We start from the raw sequence: 21,462 nt of genomic DNA, 5'->3' as shown, positions 1-21,462 counted from the left end.
ATGATGGATGAAGGGTGATGGGTGATGGGTAATGGGTAATGGGTAATGGGTAATGGGTGATGGGTAATGGGTGATGGGTAATGGGTGATGGGAGTTTGGTTGTATTGAGTATAATTTGATTTTTAAACTTGAATTTGAACTTGAACTTGAACTTGAATTTGATTTTTCTAATTTTATCCTAAATTCTAAAACTACAATTGAAATTAATTTATCTTTGCGTTTCGTAAAAGCACAATATGAAGTTTGATTTAATTACCAAAGACCCAAAAAGTAAAGCCAGAGCTGGAAAAATAACTACTGATCACGGTGTTATTGAAACCCCAATTTTTATGCCCGTAGGAACCGTGGCTTCTGTAAAAGGAGTACACCAGCGCGAGCTAAGAGAAGATATTAATCCAGATATTATATTAGGTAATACCTATCATTTATATTTAAGACCTCAAACCAAAATTTTAGAAGCCGCTGGAGGTTTGCATAAATTCATGAATTGGGATAGAAATATCTTAACCGATTCTGGTGGATATCAAGTGTATTCTTTATCCGGAAGGAGAAAAATTAAAGAAGAAGGGGTGAAATTCAAATCGCATATTGATGGTTCGTATCATTTCTTTTCGCCAGAAAATGTAATGGAAATTCAAAGAACTATTGGAGCCGATATTATTATGGCTTTTGATGAATGTACACCTTATCCGTGTGATTATCGTTATGCAAAACGTTCAATGCACATGACGCACCGTTGGTTAGATAGATGTATCAATCATTTAGAAAAATTACCATTTAAATACGGTTACGAACAAACGTTTTTCCCTATTGTTCAAGGAAGTACCTATAAAGATTTACGAGAACAATCGGCAGAATATATTGCTAATGCTGGTGCACAAGGAAATGCTATTGGCGGACTTTCTGTAGGAGAACCTGCAGAAGAAATGTACGCAATGACCGAAATTGTTACCGCAATTCTTCCAGAAGACAAGCCAAGGTATTTAATGGGTGTGGGAACGCCTATCAATATTTTAGAAAATATTGCGTTAGGAATTGATATGTTCGATTGCGTTATGCCAACTCGTAATGCCAGAAATGGAATGTTATTTACCGCTTACGGATCTATAAATATTAAAAATAAGAAGTGGGAAGACGATTTTTCTCCAATTGATGAAATGGGACACACTTGGGTGGATACCGAATATTCAAAAGCATATTTAAGACACTTATTTGCTGCAAATGAATTTTTAGGAAAACAAATTGCAACCATTCATAATTTAGGATTTTACATGTGGTTGGTTCGCGAAGCAAGAAGGCAAATTATCGCAGGAACATTCAGAGAATGGAAAGATAAAATGGTGATTCAAATGAGTCAACGATTATAAATTCAGAAAATGAAAATAATAGACAAATATATTTTAAAACGTTATTTGGTTACTTTTTCGGTGATGTTGATTATGTTTATTCCGATAGGAATTACGATTGACGTTTCGGAAAAAGTGAATAAAATGATTGAGAAGAAAATCCCATTGACAGATATTTTAGTCTATTATGGCGATTTTACTGTCTATTTTGCCAATCTATTATTTCCTATATTTCTATTTTTATCTATCATTTGGTTTACCTCTAAATTAGCAAATAATACTGAAATTATTGCAATTTTGAGTTCAGGAATTTCGTTTGCAAGATTCCTAAGACCTTTTATATATGGTGCAGTAATTGTATCTATTTTTGCTTTATTAATGGGATTTTTTTTAGTTCCGCAAGCAAGTAAAGGTTTTAACGATTTTAGATATCAAAACTTAAAAGGGAATTCTCAAACAAGAGAAACATCAGATATTTTTAGACAAATTAAAAAAGAAGGTAAAATTGAAGAAAATATCTATGTAAGTAATTATAATTATTTATCGCAAACTGGATTTAATTTTACGTTTGAAAAAATTATTGATAATAAATTAGTAGAAAAAGTAACAGCAAACAGAATAAGGTATAGTGAAAAAACTAAAAAATATACGTTATTTGGATACAATAAAAGAATTGTAGGTATTGATAATGATAAAATTGAAATTTTAGATAAAATTGATTTGTCTTATAATTTTGAACCCGATGATTTAACTCCAGTTGTTTATGTTGCAGAAACCATGACTATTGGACAATTAAATTCTTTTATTAATAAAGAAAGAGCTCGTGGAAACGGAAACATAAATACGTACTTGGTAGTTTTTTATAAGAAATTTAGTTTGCCAATTTCCGCTTTTATTTTAACCATTATAGCAGTTGCGGTTTCTTCAATGAAACGCAGAGGAGGAATGGGAATAAATTTAGCAATTGGAATTGTTATCGCCTTTACTTTTATCTTCTTCGATAAAGTTTTCGGAACTTTAGCAGAAAAATCGAGTATTCCTCCATTTTTAGCCGTATGGTTTCCAAATATTGTTTTCGGAATTTTAGCTGCTTATTTACTTCGCAATGCAAAACGATAATTTAAAAAGTTATTTACATCTTCATGTAATTGTATTTATTTGGGGATTTACAGCCATTCTTGGAAAACTAATTTCATTAGAAGCTTTAGATTTGGTTTGGTATCGAATGCTTTTTGCTTCAGCAATCATGACGATTGTTGTAATGCTTTCTAAAGAAAAAATTAAAGTACCATTTAATGTTTTAAAAGGTTTTATTGTTTCAGGAATTATTATTGCGGCACATTGGCTTACTTTTTATCAAGCTATAAAAGTTTCAAATGTATCGATAACATTAGCATGTTTGTCTACTGGAGCTTTTTTTGCTTCTATCTTAGAACCTATATTTTATAAACGAAAAGTTATTTGGTATGAATTACTTTTTGGACTTATTGTTGTAGTAGGATTAGGCATTATTTTTAAAGTAGAAACTAAATATGCAACTGGAATATATTTAGCTATTACTTCAGCTTTTTTATCAGCTCTTTTCTCAGTTATTAACGGAAAATATGCTAAAGAATATAATCCGAATATTATTTCATTATATGAATTATCAAGTGGTGTTTTCTTTTTAAGTATCTACTTGTTTTTTGCAGGAAGTTTTACACCAGCCTTTTTTACACTTTCTAGTAACGATTTAATTTGGTTATTTTTATTGTCATCAATTTGCACTGCTTATGCTTTTTCAGCATCTGTAAAAGTGATGAAATTTTTAAGTCCGTTTACCGTAATGTTAACTATAAATTTAGAACCTATATACGGAATTATTTTAGCCTTGCTAATTTTTAAAGATGGAGAAGAAATGTCTCCTTTGTTTTATATAGGGGCTTTACTAATTTTAGCTACTGTAATTGCTAACGGAATTGTAAAAAGTTACAAAAAAAGTAACAACTAATTAAGATTAGTTTATTAAAGTTAATTGAAAATTTTATCTTTGTCACAACAAACACAAACCCAAATAAACCGATTATGGAATATTTAGATTTTGAATTACCAATAAAAGAGCTTGAAGACCAATTAGATAAATGTCAAATTATTGGTCAAGAATCAGATGTCGATGTATCTAATACTTGCAAGCAAATTGAGAAGAAATTAGAAGACACTAAGAAGAAAATATATAAAAACCTTACGGCTTGGCAACGTGTTCAATTATCACGTCATCCAAATCGTCCGTATACATTAGAATATATTCAAAATCTAACTAAAGGGACATTTTTAGAACTTTTTGGAGACAGAAATTTCAAAGATGATAAAGCCATGATTGGTGGATTAGGTCAAATCAACGGACAATCATTTATGATTATTGGTCAGCAAAAAGGAGTAAATACTAAAATGCGCCAATATAGAAACTTTGGGATGGCAAATCCAGAAGGATATAGAAAGGCACTTCGTTTAATGAAAATGGCTGAAAAGTTTAATATTCCCGTTTTAACATTAATAGATACTCCAGGCGCTTATCCAGGTTTAGAAGCAGAAGAAAGAGGACAAGGTGAAGCTATTGCAAGAAATATTTTTGAAATGGCTCGTTTAAAAACACCTATTATTTCTATAATTATTGGAGAAGGAGCTTCAGGTGGAGCATTAGGAATTGGAGTAGGTAACAGAGTATACATGTTAGAAAACACTTGGTATTCTGTAATTTCTCCAGAATCTTGTTCGTCTATTTTATGGAGAAGTTGGGAGTACAAAGAGCAAGCTGCAGAAGCATTAAAATTAACTTCAATTGATATGAAAAAGCAAAAGTTAATTGATGATATTATACCAGAACCTCTAGGTGGAGCTCATTACGATAAAGAAACTACTTTTAAAACTGTAGCTGAATTTGTAACAAAAGCTTTTAACGAATTAAAAGATTTATCAACAAAAGAATTAGTTGCTCAGCGAATGGATAAATATAGTAATATGGGTGAATTCAAAGAATAACCGATGTAAATCTAAAATATATTAAATCCGGAGCTATTAGTTTCGGATTTTTTTTGGCTTATTAACAATAATTTCAAGTTATTAACAGTTCGTTATTAAGAACTCAAAACGTTTTTTTGTAAAATTTGGTTAACTTCGCAATATGGAAAATGTCAGAAATATGAACCCAATAAAAGTAGATAAAACTACTATTATCAATTTGGAAAAAGGAAAACTACCTCCTCAAGCGTTAGACCTTGAAGAAGCAGTACTTGGTGCCATGATGATTGATAAAAAAGGGGTAGATGAGGTAATTGATATTTTACAACCTGATGCCTTTTATAAAGAAGCACATAAGCATATTTTTGAAGCTATTGTGCAACTTTTCAATGAAACACAACCGGTTGACTTATTAACGGTTTCAGCACAATTAAAGAAAAACGGAAAACTAGAACTTTCGGGTGGCGATTTTTACTTAATTCAATTAACTCAAAAGATATCTTCATCGGCGCATATTGAGTTTCACTCGCGTATTATTCTGCAAAAATTTATTCAAAGAAGTTTGATAAAAATTTCAAGTGAAATTATTGAAGAATCTTATGATGATGCTACCGATGTATTTGATTTATTAGATAAAGCGGAATCAAAACTGTATGAAGTAACGCAAGGAAATATTAAGCGTAGTTCAGAAACAGCTCAAAGTTTAGTAATTCAAGCTAAAAAGCGTATTGAAGAAATTGCAGGAAAAGAAGGCTTGAGTGGAATTGCAACAGGATTCCATAACTTAGATAAATTAACTTCGGGTTGGCAACCATCCGATTTAATTATTATTGCAGCTCGTCCGGGTATGGGTAAAACCGCTTTTGTACTTTCAATGGCTCGAAATATGGCAGTTGATTATAATCATCCAGTGGCTTTGTTCTCATTAGAGATGTCGTCTGTTCAGTTAATAACCCGTTTAATTTCTTCTGAAACCGGATTATCATCAGAAAAATTAAGAACCGGAAAATTAGAAAAACACGAATGGGAGCAACTTTCTATCAAAGTAAAAAACTTAGAAAAAGCACCTTTATATATTGATGATACACCATCGCTATCCATTTTTGATTTACGTGCAAAAGCAAGAAGGCTTTCATCGCAATATGGAATCAAAATGATTGTAGTTGATTATTTACAATTAATGACAGCGGGTGGAAATGGAAAAGGCGGTGGAAATCGTGAGCAAGAAATTTCAACTATTTCCCGAAACCTTAAAGCATTAGCAAAAGAATTAAACGTTCCAGTTATTGCATTATCTCAGTTATCGCGTGCTGTGGAAACACGTGGTTCTAGTAAAAGACCTTTACTTTCCGACCTTCGTGAATCGGGTGCAATTGAGCAAGATGCCGATATTGTATCGTTTATTTACCGACCAGAATATTACAAAATTGATGAGTGGGATGATGAAGAACGCTCGCCTACACAAGGTCAGGCTGAATTTATCGTTGCAAAACACAGAAATGGTGGTTTAGATGAAATCCGCTTAAAGTTCGTTGGAAACTTAGGAAAGTTCGAAAACTTAGATGATTTTAGTTCTCCATTTGACGAATTGCCTTCTAAGATGAATTTAGACGATTCAAATCCTTTTATAACACCTAATCTTCCAACACCAAACGAGGCTTTCGGAAGTACTATGAATTCTTTTGACGACGATTCAGATGTTCCATTTTAAAAAACTTTAAAAAAATAAAAAAAACAGGCAATTTGCCTGTTTTTTTTATTTTTTTTATTACTATATTTATATTCTAATCTACAAAATATAAAACATGTCAAAATTTACAATTAGCTTAAACGAAGCAAAAAAATGGGTAAAATCATGGAGAACAAATCCGCCAAAAGATTTAGCAAAAGGTCATTTAATTACAGGAGAAGCCTTGACAGAATTATTAGCAACTGAAGGAGTTGTTGATGTGAGAGCTTATATGGGAGTTGACGAATCGGGAACACAAAAATTAATTTTTGTTGGGGTAGATTCTAACGGTAAAGATTTAATTGATGATAATCATTTAATATATGATAGAACATGTCCTTGTCCAACATTTTGTGACACTACTAGTCCAATATTTAATCCATAATTTTGTTAGAACCTAAGTACTTATTCTTAACATCTGCAATTTTATGTTTGCTTTATTTTATAGGTTTTTTCAAGTATGATAAAGCCTATAAAATTTTTTCAATTTATTTAGCCGGAGTTTTGTTCATAGATTTTATTGCATCTAAACTCTGGATATGGTTTAAAATTTATAACGTTTTTACAGCTCATTTCTACGATTTGTTTCAGTTTGTAATTCTAAGTTATTTTTATTCTCATTTATTAAAAACAAAAAAACAATTACTTACAATTTATATCCTTTTAATTATTTTACCTGTTTTTTTAATATTACGATTTGTTATTAATACTAGTTTATTTTTTGAATACAGTCTTTTAGAAACGTACTTAACTACAATGCCTTTAATAGTTTATTCAAGTATGCATTTGTATAATAGTTTAGGAGAGAAACCAGTATTTTATGTTGCTAATATTGGATTATTATTTTATTTGTTTACAAGTACTTTTATATTTTTATTGTTTAAATTAATAGATGTTTTTAAAATGGAAGAATTTAATTCAACTATGATAAATACTAATATTATTCTTCAGTACATTAAATTCGGATTTTTCTTTTATCAATGGAAACTAATTTTTTTTAATAAAAATGAACAATATTAATATTGAAAATAATGAGATTATTAATGTAGTATTTTTTATACTATTGGCTTTTTTATCCATGTTTTTGGTGTTGATTTTGTTTTTTTATTTTTCAAGAAAGAAAATAGTTCAAATAGAAGTTAATAAGAAAAATTTAGAAATTGAACATCAAAAAGAGTTAATAAATTCTGTTTTAAGTACTCAAGAAGAAGAACGGAATAGAATTGCCCAAGATTTACATGATGAAATAAGTTCAAAATTAAATGTTGTATCATTAAATAGTTATTTATTAAAATCAGAAAATTTAACAGAGGAAGAACAATCGGTTATTATAAATAACGTAATTGAATTAACTCAAAAAGCAATTGAAAATTCTAGAAGAATTGCTCATGATCTATTGCCACCTGTTTTAGAAAAATTCGGCTTACATGCAGGTATAGAAGAACTAGTAGAAGAATATAATAGTACAAAATTTGTTGAAGTTACATACGAAAATAACATACATTTCGAAAGCTATCTGGTTGAAAAGCATCTACATATATTTCGTATTCTTCAAGAATTATTAAATAATTCAATTCGCCACGGAAAAGCTACTAAAGTTTCAATTCAATTTACTAATTTCGAAAATAAAAAAACCTGTATCTATAGTGATAATGGAATTGGTTTTGATAATAGTATGAGTAAAAATCAAAAAGGATTAGGAATGAAGAACATAGAAAGTAGAATTTACTTTTTACAAGGAAATTTCAGCTTTACTTCAAAACCAAATGAAGGAGTAAAAATGGTATTTAATTTCAATTAATGAAAAATAAAATTAAAATAATTTTAGCTGATGATGAAGAATTATTCCGAAAAGGAATAGCATTCTTACTACAACGTGAACCTAATATTGAAATTATATTTGAAGCCTCAAACGGAAGTGAATTAGTAGATCATCTAAAAAGCGGAAAAGAACTCCCAGAAATTATTATGATAGATTTGAAAATGCCACTTTTAAACGGAGTTGAAGCCACCAAATTAATTCATAAAGATTTTCCAGGAATCCGAATTATTGCATTAACAAGTTATAACACCAAATCATTTATTGCTAACATGATTAATGTAGGTGCAGCTTCTTATTTAGTAAAAAATGCTTCACCATTGGAAATGGTTAAAACGGTAAACGAAGTGGCGCAAAAAGGATTTTATTATAACGAAATTGTAATGGAAGTAATCCACCAAAATATGATTTCTAATGCAGCTTCTAAAACGGTTTTAGATGAAGATTTTTTAACCGAAAGAGAAAAAGAGGTGTTAAGTTTAATTTGTAAACAATATAGTTCTATTGAAATTGCCGAAATGCTTAGTTTAAGCACAAGAACAGTTGATGGTCATAGAAACAACCTTTTATTAAAGACAAATTCAAAAAATATGGCAGGTCTTGTCATATTTGCAATTCAAAATAAAATCATATCGTTAGAAGATTCAAATGATAATATAGAATCATAATATATTTTTATATATTAATAATTTCTATAGAATTGAAATACTAAAACAAAGTACACAAGAATAGTTATTCCAAGTACTATATATCCAATTTTTTTTAATATTTTCATTTCTTTAGAATTTAATAACGACATATTGCTATTATCTGTGTTCATATTTTCTTTATTTAAATACAAGTCAAATCTAAACCAAATAAATATCTTGTGTAAGAGTATAAATACCTGATTTTTAAACCAAGTATTTTTACGGGGGTAAGCAGGTATTTTTACGGGGGTAGTACTTTAACATTTCAATAAATGTTATTTGCTAGAAATGTTTTAAATTAGTCAATTATATCATTAAACCATGAAATCTAAAGCCTTTAGTCTATATCTTGTCTTGTTTTTTCTATGCTCATTTTCGAGTAGAGCTTCATTTGTTTTACTTCCAATGGAAGCTGAAGGGCAACAAAATCACTTAAAAGCGTATGGAATTACGTATTGGGCTTTAGAAAAAAGTTATAAAGTTAGTTGGCTTTTAAATTATAGAGGTGGTTCATTTTTATTGCCCGATGCTCCTGAAATAAGAAAAGAATGTCAAATTAGAGGTGTAACTTTTGAAGTGTTATCAGATGCTACAACAAATTCTATTTTAGAAGATATCAGTTCGCCTTCTCAAAACATGGAAACGGTTGTTTTAGAAAAATCACCTAAAATTGCAGTATATACTCCAAAAGGCAAACAACCATGGGATGATGCTGTAACAATGGTACTTACCTATGCAGAAATTCCATATACAGAGATTTACGATGAAGAAGTGTTGTCTGATCAGTTGTTATTATATGATTGGTTACACTTACATCATGAAGATTTTACAGGTCAATATGGTAAGTTTTTTGGAAATTATAGAAATACACCTTGGTATATTCAACAAAAAGGAGAAGCTGAAGCATTGGCTAAAAAATTAGGCTACAGTAAAGTATCAGAAGAAAAATTGGAAGTTGCCAAAAAAATACGAGATTTTGTAATTGGAGGCGGATTTATGTTTGCGATGTGTTCTGCAACAGATAGTTTTGATATTGCGCTTTCTGCAGAAGGAGTTGATATTTGTGAACCAATGTTTGATGGAGATGATTCAGAAGCCAATTATCAAACCCGAATAGATTATACAAGTACCTTTGCTTTTAAAGATTATAAGTTAGAAAGAAATCCAATTGTATATGAATTTTCTGATATCGATACTACAGATGAACACGGTAAAGGAGCTTTTGTAATGGATAAAGATTATTTTACTTTAATGGAATATTCTGCAAAATGGGATCCAATTCCGACTATGTTATGTCAAAATCACACCCAATTAGTAAAAGGATTCATGGGACAAACTACGGCTTTTGATTCAGAGAAAATCAAATCAAACGTTTTAATTATGGGTGAATGTAAAATTAATGGAGAAGCACGTTATATTCATGGAACAAAAGGGAAAGGAATGTTTACATTTTACGGTGGCCATGATCCAGAAGATTATCAACATAGAGTAGGAGATGCGCCAACCGTTTTAGATTTACATCCTAATTCGCCAGGTTATCGTTTAATTTTAAATAATGTATTATTTCCTGCTGCAAGAAAAAAGAAGTTGAAAACTTAATTTAACTTCAAAACATCATCAATAATCATCAAATGATGTTTCGTGTGTAATACTAAAAAATCTTCTGTCTCTTTTTTATTTAAATCGCCAAAAAAGGGATGTGAAAAATGTGCATTTTTTTCTAATTGATTCCAATTGATAAGATTTTCTTTTACTTTTTGTAAACTTAATTGCAATGAATCTGATGAAATAGCTCCATCAGGTCTAACAATTTTAGGAGCTTTCGCTTTTCCTCTCGGGATTTTTTTAACAATTCCCATTATTAAAAAACGTTTAAAGTTAAAACGCCATATGTAATTTACCGGATTTGAATTTTTACAACCCGTAACAATTTGATCTATCGTTTTTAAACTGTGTTCAATATGCCAACCCACACTTCCTTCAGAAATCGCAAGATTAGTAGTTTTAAAATGTATTATTTTTGATTCTAATTGATTAATTAAATGGTGTAAGTTTTGCATATAATAGTTTTAATGATTTAAAAATATAAAAAATCCCAAAAACATTTTCAGAATTTGGGATTTATATTTGATAATTAACTTTTATTACGCTTCTTCGTTTTCTTTGTCTAAATATTCCTGAACAACATCAATAGCATTGGTAATAACATCACTTAAAGCGGTAATAAAACTTCCGTCTTCTGCACTATTAATTGCGTGTTTTAATGCTTCAACTTCTTTAGTAATAATTTCATGCGTTACTGTTTTGCCACTAGCAGCAATTCCTTCTAAAATAAGATTGTTAATTTCTTCTTCTGTTCTTCCTCGTAAATGTTTTTCTTGACGAATAATTATGTGGTCAAACATTCGAGCAGCAATAGTAGCACATTCTTTAATGTCTTCATCTCTTCGGTCACCAACTCCTGCTATAATTCCTATTTTTTTGGTAGCTTCTACAGAAGATAAATACTCTTCAACACCTCGATATCCTGCTGGATTATGAGCAAAATCAATTAATACTTTGAATTTTTTAAATTCAAAAATATTCATTCTTCCAGGTGTTTGTGCGGCACTAGGGATAAAAGTTTGTAACGATAAACTAATATCATCCGTTTTAAATCCTTGCAAATAAGCCGCTAAAGTGGCAGCTAAAACATTTGCAATCATAAATTTTGCTTTTCCTCCAAGCGTTAACGGAACATGTGTGGCTCTTTCAATTCGAATTTTCCATTCGCCTTTTTTTATCGTAATAAACCCATTTTCATAAACAGCTACAATTTTACCTTCTTTTGCTAGTTGTTTTACTATTGGTGTGTTTTCTTCTAAACTAAAATAAGCAATATTACAATTTAAGTCTTGTGCAATTTTTAAACAGTTTTCGTCTTCTGCATTCAAAATAGCCCAACCATCTTTTTTAATACTTTTTACAACTGTAGCTTTTACTCGTGCTAAATCTTCTAAAGTATTAATATCACTTATACCTAAATGATCTTCTTGAATGTTAGTTATAATTCCAATATCGCATCGGCTAAAACCTAATCCAGATCTAAGTATTCCGCCTCTTGCAGTTTCTAACACTGCAAATTCTACAGTTGGATCTTTTAAAATATATTCTGCAGAAATAGGTCCGGTTGTATCTCCTTTTTCCATCATGTGATTTTGCACATAAATTCCATCAGATGTTGTAAAACCAACTTTGAATCCGTTGTTTTTTACAATATGAGCAATTAATCGGGTAGTGGTAGTTTTTCCGTTTGTTCCAGTAACTGCAATAATTGGAATACGACTTGGTTTACCTGGTGGATACAACATATCAATTACTGGAGCAGCCACATTTCTTGGTAACCCTTCAGAAGGAGCTAAATGCATTCTAAATCCAGGCGCAGCGTTAACTTCTAAAATACAACCTCCATTTTCTTTTAATGGTTGAGTTAGGTTTTCTGCCATTATATCAACACCACAAATATCTAGCCCAATAACACGAGAAATTCGCTCGCAAAGAAAAATATTTTCTGGGTGCATCATATCAGTAACATCTACAGAAGTTCCTCCGGTACTTAAGTTGGCAGTTGATTTTAAATACACTACTTCGTCTTTTCTTGGAATCGTTTCTAATGTATAGCCTAATTTTTCTAATAAATCGGTGGTATCTCGATCAACGTCAATTTGGGTAAGCACATTTTCATGTCCGTAACCTCTTCTCGGATCTTTATTTGTTTCTTCAATTAATTGCTCAATCGTATGTGTTCCATCCCCTTTAACATGAGCAGGCTCTCTTTTTGCAGCAGCTACTAGTTTATTATCAATAATCAACACACGGAAATCATAACCTGTAATAAATTTTTCAACAATTACTCGTCGGCTATAATTTTTAGCATATGCCAATCCAGCAACTGCATCATCCCAATTTTTAACATTTATAGAAGCGCCTTTACCGTGGTTTCCATCTAAAGGTTTAATTACAATTGGATATCCAATTTTCTTAATTACATCTTCTAAATCTTCTTCATCAACACAAATACCTCCACTAGCCACAGGAATAGAGGCTAATTCTAACATACGTTTGGTTTCTTCTTTATTGCATGCAATATCAACAGCAATGTTACTTGTTTTACAAGTTATAGTAGCTTGAAACCGCATTTGGTTAACACCGTAACCCAGTTGTACTAACGAATTTGTTCCTAGTCTAATCCAAGGAATATCTCTTGCAACCGCTTCTTCTACTATGCTTCCAGTTGAAGGGCCTAATCGAACACGTTCACGAATTTCACGCATTTTCTGAATATCAGCTTCTACATCATATGGAGCTCCTAAAATTAAAGCTTCAGCTATTGCAACAGCACTTTCCGCTGCAAACATCCCTACATTTTCTTCGGTGTAACTAAAAACAACATTATAAATTCCAGGTGTTTTAGTCTCCCTAGTTCTTCCAAACCCAGTTTCCATTCCGGCTAAGGTTTGGATTTCCAATGCAATATGCTCAATTACATGTCCCATCCAAGTGCCTCTGTCTACACGAGAAAAGAACCCTCCTCTACATCCTTCAGAGCATCTATGCTCTATCATAGTTGGAAACATAGTTTCAATACGCTCTCTAAAGCCTTCGATTTTATTGGTTGGAGATTGCTCCATTTCTTCCAAGTCTAATCGCATCTGAATTAATTTTTTTCTTTGAACACTCCAAATGTTAGGACCTTTTAAGGCTTGAATTTTTAATATTTTCATAAAAATTGAAAGTTGTATTTTAAATGGATAATGATTTTGTTAAAAATAGAAAATATTATTAAATAGTTATCTTTTTTTATAAAAAAAAATAAAATATATAGTGTTAAATATTTTGATACGAAATTTGGTGAGCTACTTTAATTTTGTTGAAAAGTATGCAATAAGTTTTATTTCTTTCCTTAAATTTCATTTGTGTAGTATTAAGAAATAGTTATTTTTACAGCATGGAAATACAAGGAAAATTAATAATTATAGGTGGTGCTGTAGATAAAGGAAGTTTTACTGAAACCAACTTAGATAAAGATCCTTCAAAGAATTTAAATTTCTTTGAAACTGGAATTTTAAAACGAATCATTAACGAATCTAAACATAAGGAACAATCTCGAATTGAGGTTATTACGACTGCTTCTGTAATTCCTAGAGAAATAGGTCCTGAGTATATAAAAGCATTTAGCTATTTAGGAGCAAATAATACAGATGTTCTTTATATTGAAAAAAGAGAACAAGCTAGTGATCCTGAAATTTTAGAACGTCTAAAGGCAGCTGATGTTGTTATGTTTACGGGTGGAGATCAGTTACGATTAACTTCAATTTTAGGAGGAACTCCATTTGATGAAATTCTAATTGATAAATATAGAAATTCTGATTTTATCTACGCAGGAACATCTGCAGGTGCTGCAGCAGCTTCAAATAACATGATTTATCAAGGGAGTAGTTCTGAAGCTCTACTTAAAGGTGAAGTAAAAATAACTTCTGGTTTAGGTTTAATTGATGATGTTGTTATAGATACTCATTTTGTAAAAAGAGGAAGAATTGGACGTTTATTTCAAGCAGTTGTTGGTAATCCAAAAGTACTAGGAGTTGGACTTGGTGAAGATACAGGTTTGTTAATTACAAATGGTCGTCAAATGGAAGCGATTGGTTCTGGATTAGTAATTTTAGTAGATGGAAGAGAAGTAAAAGACACCAATTTAACACAAGTAGAATTAGGTCAACCTATTTCTATCAATCATTTGGTGACACACGTAATGAGCCAGTTTGATCGATTTGATTTAGATACTCATAAAATGACGATTCATTCGTCGCAATACGTTTAATTTTCAAATTTTTTTGGAACACAGATTATAGAAATTTTTATGATTCATGCAATTTCTCTAATCTGTGTTCCTTTTTTAATATACTGTTATGTCTAAAATTATAATTCACGGCGGATTTTTCTCAGAATCATCAACCAATATAGAAACAAAAATCGCAAAACAACAAGCTCTTTTACGTATTGTGAAAGATTCGTATGCGTATTTGCAAAATCATTCGGCATTAGAAACGGTGGTGTATGCGGTTTCACAATTGGAAGACGATGAATTGTTCAATGCTGGAATTGGTTCGCAAATTCAATCCGATGGTAAGATTAGAATGAGTGCTTCTTTAATGGATGGCGAATCGCAAAAAATGAGCGGTGTTATCAATATTGAAGAAGTAAAAAATCCAATTCAAGTCGCACAAGTTTTAATGCAAGTCGATGACCGAATTTTAGGAGGAAGCGGAGCCACAAATTTTGCCAGAAAACACGGATTTGAACCTTTTTCAACTGAAATTCCACAAAGAAGAGCCGAATATGAAGCCAAATTAGACTCATTAGGAACGGGAACTGTAGGTTGTGTAGCTTTAGACAATAACGGAAAAATTGCAGTAGCGACTTCAACCGGTGGAAAAGGATTTGAAATTCCAGGAAGAATCTCAGATTCGGCAACCGTAGCAGGAAATTATGCTAATGAATTTTGTGGAGTAAGCTTAACAGGAGTAGGAGAAGACATCGTAAGTAACGCCACAGCAGCAAAAATTGTTACTAGAGTTACCGACGGATTTGAAATAGAAAAAGCCTTCGAAAAAACTTTTGCTGAATTAAAACCTTATGATGGTTTCGCAGGAGCCATCGGAATTGATAAACAAGGAAATATCTTTCATCAAGATTCGCATCCAAGTATGGTTTTTGCCAGCTTTGATGGAGAGAAAGAAGAGGTTTTTGAATAATAAATTTGTCTTGATATTTGTCAAGCTGAACTCGTTTAACTTCGTTGAATCTTCGATTTCAGTTTCTCAAGATAGATTCCGAAACAAGTTCGGAATGACAAAAAATATCATTTAACTTTATGACCAAATCCCACTTCCGTCACTTCGAGTGTTTTGTATTTGTAAATCCTTAGATTTATAAATACAAAATGTATCGAGAACTAAAAACACCCTTCACCCTTCACCCATCATTCTTTCAAAAACGTCCAAAACAAAATTCTACTTACTTTGTTTCCGTGTTTCATTTCTGTAATTTGGTAGGTTGCTTTTACTTTTCTAAGATGCGAAAGCAAGGGTTTCAAGTTATCCTTTTTAGAAACTAAAGAAGAAAACCATTTGCATTGCGCTTTAAAATGCACACTTTCATAAATCATATTACTGATGAACGTTAGTTCACCACCTTCACACCAAAGTTCTGAGTTTACGCCACCAAAGTTCAATGTTGGTTTTTTAGAATCTTCGATGCCTAAGTTTTTATTTTTACGAATCGTGCCTTTATTTGCTTCTTCCTTTGAAGTATGAAATGGTGGATTACAAATCGTAATATCAAATTTATCGTCTGGAAGAATGATATTTTTAAAGATATTACGCTTTGAAGTTTGTAATCGCAACGTAACGTTTTCTTTTAATTTCTGATTTGAATTAATATTTTCTTGAGCCGCTTCAAAAGCTTGTTTATCAATTTCGCTACCCACAAAGCGCCAATCATATTCTGATACACCAATAATTGGATAAATGCAATTCGCACCAATTCCGATATCTAAAATGCGAATTTTATGCTTGGTTTGAATCGTTCCGTAGGTATCTTCTAAAATATCGGCTACTTGATGAATGTATTCTGCTCGTCCTGGAATAGGCGGACAAAGAAATCCTTTTGGAATATCCCAATTTTTCAAACCATAAAAATGCAACAACAACGCTTTGTTCAACATTTTCACTGCATCTGGATTCGCAAAATCAATCGTTTCTGTTCCAAATTCATTTACCGCAACAAACGGCGCTAAATCAGGATTAGCTGCAATTAAAGTTTTAAAATCGTAATTGCCGTGGTGTTTGTTTTTCGGATGAAAGCCAGTGATGGTTTTGGTTGTATTCAAAGTATTATTTTTAAAGTGTAAAGGTATTGAATTCTGAGGAATAAAAGTAAAGAAGGTTTTTACTACAGAATAATTAAAAAGTTGTATATATTTGAGGGTATAAACGAGTTGTAGCACATTTTAGAAAAACTGAATGAAAAGATTAATCTTAATTCTAATTTTAATAATATTCACTTCTTGCGACCCTGGCGTTGTAAATAGATTCGTTGTAGAAAACAGAACTGAATCGAATATTAAAGTTGAATCAATATTAAAATATGGAAATAGAAATATATCTGATAAAGACTCTATTAAAACAGTAGAATTAAAACCTAACTCAGAATTACTTATTGTGGAATATGGAGAAATTGGAACTGCTAAAGACAAAGGAGTTGATTTTCTTGAAGGAATTGACACAATAATTGTAACAAAGGAGAAGGAAGTTTTAAATAAAAACATATTTGACAGAATTAATTGGGAATTTAAAATTCTGAATAGTGGAATTCTCAAAATGAATGAAGTTGAATATAAAATTATTTTAACCGAAAGAGATTTTAAGTAAAAAAACGTGCCACAACAGCGGTTTTCTTCAATGGCTACTTTTGGATTTTCCTACGGATAATCCTCAACTTAATGGAAAGTTTTGTTATTTTTGTAATGGCTTGGTGTTGGTTCAATGCCTCTGAAAGAAAGCCAAATCAGCGTTTGCAACAATTTTATTTATGAATCGTAGAAATATTATAATTATATTAATAGTTTTATTTATTGCTTTATCATTAGCATATGATAACATTTATACACCGCGATTTATTTCTGGAACTTATATTTATCATTTTCCATCTGCAGTAGCAGAAGGGCCAAATCTAAATGATAAATTGACATTAAATGATGATGGAAAATTTGAAAGTGATACATGGGGGGAAGGAACTTATGAAATAAGTGGCTCCGATTTAGAATTAACATATCAATACGAATTAGGAAACGCTGGCTTTGAGTTAACTATTTATCGACCTATGTTTTGGGGAGAACCTCGTTTGTATGTAGTAAAAGACCTTGGTTATTATTTCGCAAAAGTTAATAAAAACTGATTACTAACAGCCGTTTGCTACCCGCTAGCGCGGAATTGCATTCCTTGCCCACAATTCAAACATACTACAAATAAAAAACCCCGATTTTTATCGGGGTTTAATATATAAGTAAGATAAACTGAGTTAGACGTAATTATTTAATTTTGTTAACGATAGCTGTGAAAGCAGCTGGGTGATTCATAGCTAAATCAGCAAGAACTTTACGGTTCAATTCGATATTGTTAGCTTTTGCTTTCCCCATAAATTGAGAATAACTCATACCATGTAAACGTGCACCAGCATTGATACGCGTAATCCATAAAGCACGGAAATTTCTTTTGTTTTGTTTTCTATCACGGTAAGCATAGCACATTGCTTTTTCTACCGCGTTTTTAGCTACAGTCCAAACGTTTTTACGTCTTCCAAAGAAACCTTTGGCTTGTTTTAATACTCTTTTTTTTCTAGCTTTTGTAGCTACTGAATTGGTTGCTCTTGGCATAATTTTAAATGTTTTTTGCAGTAAGGCGGTTTTTCAACACTTTTAAACTTCGTACTTTGTATTTCATACTTCGTACTTCGTTCAGCCCACTCCAGGGTTACTAAATTGTTTTAACCAAACAACTAATTAAATAATGTTTAATTGTTGTTTAATGCTTCTTTCATCTGTTTTGTGAACCAAACCAGAGTGAGTTAAAGCTAATTTACGCTTTTTAGATTTTTTAGTCAAAATGTGACTTTTAAAAGCGTGTTTTCTTTTGATCTTTCCAGAACCAGTAACTTTGAATCGTTTCTTAGCACTAGATTTCGTTTTCATTTTAGGCATTTTCTTCCTGTATTTATAATCTATCTTACTTATTATTTTTTAGTTTTCAGTCTCGGTTTTCAGTTTACAGAGTAATTACTGAATACTGCGACTGCTAACTGCTTACTTTTTCTTTTTCGGAGCAATATACATAATCATACGTTTTCCTTCTAAAACTGGCATCGCTTCTACTTTTCCAAACTCTTCCAATTCTTGAGCCAAACGTAATAACAAAATTTGTCCTTGCTCTTTGTAAATAATAGAACGTCCTTTAAAGAATACAAATGCTTTTAATTTAGCACCATCTTGTAAAAATTTAAGGGCATTCTTTTTCTTAAATTCATAATCATGCTCATCAGTTTGAGGTCCAAAACGAATCTCTTTTACAACGATTTGAGTTGATTTAGCTTTAAGTTCTTTATCTCTCTTCTTTTGTTGGTACAAAAATTTACCATAATCCATCAACTTACAAACCGGTGGTTCAGCATTTGGAGAAATCTCTACCAAATCTACTTCCTGCTCTTCAGCAAAACGAAGGGCTTCCGCTATTTTGTATACTCCAGGCTCAATATTTTCGCCTACTAAACGTACTTCAGGAACACGAATCAAATTGTTGATACGGTGTGCTGCTTTTTTCTCTTCGCGAGGTTGAAAACCTCTGTTGTTTCTAATTGCTATGGCTGTAAAATTTTAGTTAAACTTAAAATTGTTTTAATGTTTTGTTTATTTCTTCGTTTATCATTGCCGCAAATTGCTCAATAGTAACCGATATATTTCCTTTTCCTTCTTGTCCGCGTTGTCTCACAGAAATCGTTCCGTTTTTCTCTTCTTCCTCGCCAACAATCAGCATAAACGGGTATTTGTTCATCTCCGCTTCTCTAATTTTCTTCCCGATTGTTTCATTTCGGTTGTCAATTAGGGCGCGAATTTCGTGATTTTCTAGCAAATCTAAAACTTTTTTCGCATAATTTTCATATTTCTCACTCAAAGACAAGATTATAGCCTGTTCTGGCATCAACCAAATTGGGAAATTTCCTGCAGTGTGTTCCAATAAAATAGCGATAAAACGTTCCATCGAACCAAAAGGCGCTCGGTGAATCATTACAGGTCTATGTAATTTGTCGTCAGATCCTTTATAAGTTAATTCAAAACGCTCTGGTAAGTTGTAATCTACTTGAATTGTTCCTAATTGCCAACTTCTGCCTAAAGCATCTTTAACCATGAAGTCTAATTTCGGACCGTAGAAAGCGGCTTCACCAGCTTCTATTACATAATTCAATCCTTTGTCTTTCGCTGCACTAATAATTGCATTTTCTGCTTTTTCCCAGTTTTCAACGCTACCTATATATTTATCCGGATTATCTAAATCACGAACTGAAACTTGTGCTGTAAAGTTTTCAAATCCTAACGAACCAAAAACATACAATACTAAATCAATTACATTTTTAAACTCAGTATCTAATTGATCAGGTGTACAAAAAATATGCGCATCATCTTGAGTAAATCCTCTAACACGAGTTAAACCATGTAATTCTCCCGATTGCTCATAACGATAAACCGTTCCAAATTCAGCATAACGTTTTGGTAAATCTTTATATGACCAAGGTCTCGCATTGTAAATTTCACAGTGATGAGGACAGTTCATTGGTTTTAACAAGAATTCTTCTCCTTCAGCAGGTGTCTGAATAGGTTGAAAACTATCTGCTCCATATTTAGCATAGTGTCCAGAAGTAACATACAAGTCTTTCATTCCAATATGAGGAGTAATCACTTGTTCGTAACCTGCTTTCTTCTGTGCTTTTTTCAAGAATTGCTCTAATCTATCGCGCAAAGCAGCACCTTTTGGCAACCATAACGGTAAACCTTGACCTACTTTTGGAGAAAAATGGAATAAATCCAATTCTTTTCCTAACTTTCTATGATCTCTACGTTTTGCTTCTTCTAATAATTCTAAATAATCTGTTAGGTCTTTTTGTTTTGGAAACGAAATTCCGTAAACACGAGTTAACTGTTTATTCTTTTCATCACCTCTCCAGTAAGCACCAGCAACCGATAAAATTTTCATCGCTTTGATAATACCTGTATTCGGAATATGACCACCACGGCATAAATCAAAAAAGTTAGCATGATCACAAAAGGTAATCGTTCCGTCTTCTAAATTCGAAATCAATTCCGTTTTATACTCATTATCTTTATAAACTTCTAAAGCTTCTGCCTTTGAAACCGGACGCATTTTAAACTCATGTTTCTCTCTCGAAATTTCTAAAACACGGTCTTCTATTTTCTTAAAGTCAGCATCTGTAATTCTTTGCTCACCAAAATCTACATCATAATAAAATCCATTATCAATAGCAGGACCTAGTGTAAGTTTAATTCCAGGGAATAATTCTTCTAAAGCTTGCGCCATTACGTGAGATGTTGAATGCCAAAAAGCTTTTTTTCCAGCAACATCATTCCAAGTATATAAAACAAGTGTACCGTCCGTCGTTAAAGTCGTGGTTGTTTCAATAGTAGTGCCATTGTAAGATGCAGAAATCACATTTCTAGCTAATCCTTCGCTAATACTTTTAGCAACATCCATTGGAGTGGCTCCTTTTACCATCTCCTTAACCGACCCGTCGGGTAAAGTAACTTTTATCATTTTTTAAAATTTATAAGTTGCAAATATAAGCATTAATAAAATCCATACAATATATATATAGTTATATTGTTAAAAAAGATTAGTAGCACACATTCTGCATTCCATAAAACTTTTAGTCCCGCTGTCCGTTATAATTTTTTTTACCTTGTCAAGTTGAGCGAAGTCGAAACAAGGTAAAAAAAGATTTCCACTTCCATCGGGGCTATTAAAGACGTTAGGTATTCCAGATGACTATCGCCACGACTCGTAACGCTAGTAAAACTTGTTCTTGCCCTTGCCCTTGCCTTTGTTCTTTAATTCCGCAGTTAAGCCATACCCCCAATTCCAACAAGTGCAACGTCCGACACTTCGGACCGAAACTTCGGTCCGACGCTTCGGACTCTGTGTATCTCATTCAACACAATCCATATAAAAAAAAACTCGGTGAATCTCTGTGTACAACTTCACACAACCTAAAACCATA

At 31.8% G+C, this 21,462-nt stretch carries 21 protein-coding genes; 14 read left to right on the top strand and 7 right to left on the bottom strand.

Annotated features, from left to right (window positions below):
• Positions 1-236 precede the first annotated feature (236 nt).
• From tgt to GFJ99_RS08390, 10 genes are all read left to right on the top strand, one after another.
• A complete protein-coding gene (gene tgt / locus GFJ99_RS08435) occupies positions 237-1,367 on the top strand; it encodes a tRNA guanosine(34) transglycosylase Tgt (protein WP_008256892.1) in 1,131 nt (376 codons plus the stop codon).
• A 9-nt stretch (positions 1,368-1,376) separates the two neighbouring features.
• The gene (locus GFJ99_RS08430; RefSeq protein ID WP_153208341.1) at positions 1,377-2,465 is read left to right on the top strand and encodes an LptF/LptG family permease; all 1,089 of its coding nucleotides are present in this window, start codon (positions 1,377-1,379) and stop codon (positions 2,463-2,465) included.
• Positions 2,452-3,336 (top strand): DMT family transporter, encoded by an 885-nt coding sequence (locus tag GFJ99_RS08425; RefSeq protein ID WP_153208340.1) that lies wholly within the window; start codon positions 2,452-2,454, stop codon positions 3,334-3,336. Before GFJ99_RS08430 ends, GFJ99_RS08425 begins: the two co-directional genes overlap by 14 nt.
• Before the next feature lie 74 nt (positions 3,337-3,410).
• Positions 3,411-4,364, top strand: a complete 954-nt coding sequence (locus tag GFJ99_RS08420; protein WP_008256901.1) for an acetyl-CoA carboxylase carboxyltransferase subunit alpha — start codon at positions 3,411-3,413, stop codon at positions 4,362-4,364.
• A gap of 142 nt (positions 4,365-4,506) precedes the next feature.
• Complete coding sequence (gene dnaB / locus GFJ99_RS08415; RefSeq protein ID WP_008256903.1) at positions 4,507-6,054, top strand: replicative DNA helicase; 1,548 nt, start codon at positions 4,507-4,509, stop codon at positions 6,052-6,054.
• A 94-nt stretch (positions 6,055-6,148) separates the two neighbouring features.
• Positions 6,149-6,457, top strand: a complete 309-nt coding sequence (locus GFJ99_RS08410; RefSeq protein ID WP_153208339.1) for a hypothetical protein — start codon at positions 6,149-6,151, stop codon at positions 6,455-6,457.
• Between the two features lie 371 nt (positions 6,458-6,828).
• Positions 6,829-7,092 (top strand): hypothetical protein, encoded by a 264-nt coding sequence (locus GFJ99_RS08405; protein WP_153208338.1) that lies wholly within the window; start codon positions 6,829-6,831, stop codon positions 7,090-7,092.
• Complete coding sequence (locus GFJ99_RS08400; RefSeq protein ID WP_153208337.1) at positions 7,079-7,873, top strand: sensor histidine kinase; 795 nt, start codon at positions 7,079-7,081, stop codon at positions 7,871-7,873. Before GFJ99_RS08405 ends, GFJ99_RS08400 begins: the two co-directional genes overlap by 14 nt.
• Positions 7,873-8,559, top strand: coding sequence for a response regulator transcription factor (locus tag GFJ99_RS08395; protein WP_153208336.1), 687 nt, complete (start codon positions 7,873-7,875; stop codon positions 8,557-8,559). Before GFJ99_RS08400 ends, GFJ99_RS08395 begins: the two co-directional genes overlap by 1 nt.
• A gap of 342 nt (positions 8,560-8,901) precedes the next feature.
• The gene (locus GFJ99_RS08390) at positions 8,902-10,179 is read left to right on the top strand and encodes an asparagine synthetase B (protein WP_153208335.1); all 1,278 of its coding nucleotides are present in this window, start codon (positions 8,902-8,904) and stop codon (positions 10,177-10,179) included.
• On the opposite strand, the gene GFJ99_RS08385 is transcribed toward GFJ99_RS08390, so the two are convergent.
• Positions 10,176-10,640, bottom strand: a complete 465-nt coding sequence (locus GFJ99_RS08385) for a DUF1569 domain-containing protein (protein ID WP_153208334.1) — start codon at positions 10,638-10,640, stop codon at positions 10,176-10,178. The genes GFJ99_RS08390 and GFJ99_RS08385 overlap by 4 nt on opposite strands.
• A gap of 84 nt (positions 10,641-10,724) precedes the next feature.
• Entirely contained in the window at positions 10,725-13,343 is a 2,619-nt protein-coding gene (gene cphA, locus GFJ99_RS08380) for a cyanophycin synthetase (RefSeq protein WP_008256908.1), read from the bottom strand.
• 224 nt (positions 13,344-13,567) lie between these two features.
• On the opposite strand from cphA, the gene GFJ99_RS08375 reads away from it, so the two are divergent.
• A complete protein-coding gene (locus tag GFJ99_RS08375; RefSeq protein WP_153208333.1) occupies positions 13,568-14,440 on the top strand; it encodes a cyanophycinase in 873 nt (290 codons plus the stop codon).
• Positions 14,441-14,528: 88 nt separating this feature from the next.
• Positions 14,529-15,374 carry an isoaspartyl peptidase/L-asparaginase gene (locus tag GFJ99_RS08370; RefSeq protein ID WP_153208332.1) on the top strand — a complete coding sequence of 282 codons (846 nt, stop codon included), beginning with the start codon at positions 14,529-14,531 and terminating at the stop codon, positions 15,372-15,374.
• A 227-nt stretch (positions 15,375-15,601) separates the two neighbouring features.
• On the opposite strand, the gene rlmF is transcribed toward GFJ99_RS08370, so the two are convergent.
• A complete protein-coding gene (gene rlmF / locus GFJ99_RS08365; protein ID WP_153208331.1) occupies positions 15,602-16,510 on the bottom strand; it encodes a 23S rRNA (adenine(1618)-N(6))-methyltransferase RlmF in 909 nt (302 codons plus the stop codon).
• Positions 16,511-16,643: 133 nt separating this feature from the next.
• Here rlmF and GFJ99_RS08360 point away from each other — a divergent pair, with 133 nt between their 5' ends.
• Positions 16,644-17,051: a hypothetical protein gene (locus GFJ99_RS08360; RefSeq protein WP_153208330.1), complete on the top strand. Its 408-nt coding sequence runs from the start codon at positions 16,644-16,646 to the stop codon at positions 17,049-17,051.
• A 160-nt stretch (positions 17,052-17,211) separates the two neighbouring features.
• The gene (locus tag GFJ99_RS08355; protein WP_153208329.1) at positions 17,212-17,577 is read left to right on the top strand and encodes a hypothetical protein; all 366 of its coding nucleotides are present in this window, start codon (positions 17,212-17,214) and stop codon (positions 17,575-17,577) included.
• Positions 17,578-17,710: 133 nt separating this feature from the next.
• On the opposite strand, the gene rplT is transcribed toward GFJ99_RS08355, so the two are convergent.
• The 4 genes from rplT to thrS form a co-directional block, all read right to left on the bottom strand.
• Positions 17,711-18,055, bottom strand: a complete 345-nt coding sequence (gene rplT / locus GFJ99_RS08350; protein ID WP_133610711.1) for a 50S ribosomal protein L20 — start codon at positions 18,053-18,055, stop codon at positions 17,711-17,713.
• A 126-nt stretch (positions 18,056-18,181) separates the two neighbouring features.
• Positions 18,182-18,379, bottom strand: coding sequence for a 50S ribosomal protein L35 (rpmI, locus tag GFJ99_RS08345; RefSeq protein ID WP_008256922.1), 198 nt, complete (start codon positions 18,377-18,379; stop codon positions 18,182-18,184).
• A 102-nt stretch (positions 18,380-18,481) separates the two neighbouring features.
• Entirely contained in the window at positions 18,482-19,030 is a 549-nt protein-coding gene (gene infC, locus GFJ99_RS08340; RefSeq protein WP_083792195.1) for a translation initiation factor IF-3, read from the bottom strand.
• 28 nt (positions 19,031-19,058) lie between these two features.
• Positions 19,059-20,999, bottom strand: coding sequence for a threonine--tRNA ligase (gene thrS, locus GFJ99_RS08335; protein WP_153208328.1), 1,941 nt, complete (start codon positions 20,997-20,999; stop codon positions 19,059-19,061).
• Between the last annotated feature and the right edge of the window lie 463 nt (positions 21,000-21,462).

The organism is Flavobacterium sp. LMO6 (genome assembly GCF_009495795.1).
Lineage (GTDB): Bacteria > Bacteroidota > Bacteroidia > Flavobacteriales > Flavobacteriaceae > Flavobacterium.
Note: the sequence above shows the minus strand (reverse complement) of the source record. Positions and strands in the feature narration are given on the sequence as shown.